We start from the raw sequence: 1,801 nt of genomic DNA, 5'->3' as shown, positions 1-1,801 counted from the left end.
CCTCTCCGACTTCGCGACGTACGACCTCAGTTCGCTGCGCACCGGCATCATGGCGGGCTCGCCGTGCCCGGTCGAGGTGATGAAGCGCGTGGTCGCCGAGATGCACATGGAGGAGGTCTCCATTTGCTACGGAATGACGGAGACGTCCCCGGTCTCGACGCAGACGCGCCGCACGGACGACCTGGAGCGGCGGACCGGCACGGTGGGGCGGGTGCTTCCGCACATCGAGGTGAAGGTGGTCGACCCGGTCAGCGGCGTGACGCTGCCGCGGGGCGCCTCCGGCGAGCTGTGCACCCGGGGCTACAGCGTGATGCTGGGCTACTGGGACGAGCCCGCGCGTACGACGGAGGTGATCGACGCCGGGCGCTGGATGCACACCGGAGACCTGGCGGTCATGCGGGAGGACGGTTACGTCCAGATCGTCGGCCGCATCAAGGACATGATCATCCGGGGTGGCGAGAACATCTACCCGCGGGAGATCGAGGAGTTCCTCTACGGCCACCCGAAGATCGCGGACGTGCAGGTGGTGGGGGTTCCCGACGAGCGGTACGGGGAGGTTCCGCTGGCCTGTGTGATCCTGCGGGACGCGGCCGATCCGCTGGGCATCGAGGAGCTGCGGGGCTTCTGCGAAGGGCAGTTGGCGCACTACAAGATCCCGGCCGGGCTGCGGATCCTGGAGAGCTTCCCCATGACGGTGTCCGGGAAGGTGCGGAAGATCGAACTCAGGGAGCGGTACGGGGCGGAGTCCCGCCGGGGGTGAGGTCGCGGCGCATGGCCACGCGGGGCCAGCGGTCGAGGCCGAGGTCCGCCTCGTGGGCGCGGATCCTTCGCAGTCCCGGGGTGAGTTCGTCCTCGCCGAGCACGCGGAAGCCGATGCGGGCGTAGTACGGGGCGTTCCAGGGGACGTCCGCGAAGGTGGTGAGGGTCAGCGCTTGTATGCCCGCTGCGAGGGCGCGCTCCGCCGTGTGCTCGATCAGGGCCTGGCCGATGCGGTGACGCGCCGCTCGGGGGTGCACCGTTATCTGCTCGATGTGCTCGGCGGCGTCCACCGGTTCGCTGATGAGGTAGGCGACGGGGGCGCCGTCGTTGTCGGCCACCCAGGCCCGGCCTGCGGCACGGAAGCCTTCCAGGAGGTCGACGGCGGGGGGTTCGTCGTCGGCGACGGCCACCATGCCCAGGGGGCGGAATGCTTCGCCTGCGGCGCGCTCGATGTCCTGGAGGGCGGGGAGCTCGGCTTTTGTGGGCGGGCGGATGTGCATGGGTCGATTATGCGGGGGCGGGGGCCTCTGTTCGGGTTCAGCCGGGGGACGTCAGTTCGTCCGCCGCGCTGTTCACCGGCTGGGGGGTTCCCGTGAGATCGATGACGAACAAGGGGATGGACAAGGAGTCCGCACGGGCGCGGGCGGCTTCCTCGTAGCCCGCGAGGGAGAAGCAGACGCAGTTCACGGACTCGGCCATCGCGCTGAGCCACACGCACTCCACGTCACGGAGCGACGACGGCTGCACGGACGGCTCGATCAGGGCGATCAGGCCCCGCGCCGCGACCCGTACCCCGGAAGGCGCCCGCTTGACCCCGCCCCGGATGTCCCCGTACCCCAGCCACCGCAGGTACAGCGCCGCCACCGTCACCGCGTCCTGCGCCGTGCGGACCGGCACGGGCTGGAAGGCGGGCCGGGGCAGGGAGGCGTCGCGCCCCCGGGTCGGCCGGGCGGCCGGGGGTGCCGGGGGTGCCGGGGGCGCCGGAGGTGCCGCAGGGGGCGGCGGCGCCGCAGCGGGCGCCTGTACCGCCCGCACCGGGATG

General features: G+C 71.7%; 3 protein-coding genes. 1 reads left to right on the top strand and 2 read right to left on the bottom strand.

The genetic code is table 11. The features are described from left to right. Positions 1 to 760 (top strand): AMP-binding protein (locus ACQKIP_RS46590; RefSeq protein WP_427745778.1); only part of this gene is annotated, 760 nt, incomplete at its 5' end. Here the strand turns inward: ACQKIP_RS46590 and ACQKIP_RS46585 are convergent. Further along, complete coding sequence (locus ACQKIP_RS46585; RefSeq protein ID WP_365863141.1) at positions 723 to 1,259, bottom strand: GNAT family N-acetyltransferase; 537 nt, start codon at positions 1,257 to 1,259, stop codon at positions 723 to 725. The genes ACQKIP_RS46590 and ACQKIP_RS46585 overlap by 38 nt on opposite strands. 37 nt (positions 1,260 to 1,296) lie before the next feature. Continuing rightward, on the bottom strand, positions 1,297 to 1,801 hold a 505-nt coding region (locus ACQKIP_RS46580; protein ID WP_427745777.1), incomplete at its 5' end, for a hypothetical protein.

This window comes from Streptomyces sp. NPDC059900, assembly GCF_050270335.1.
Lineage (GTDB): Bacteria > Actinomycetota > Actinomycetes > Streptomycetales > Streptomycetaceae > Streptomyces.
Note: the sequence above shows the minus strand (reverse complement) of the source record. Positions and strands in the feature narration are given on the sequence as shown.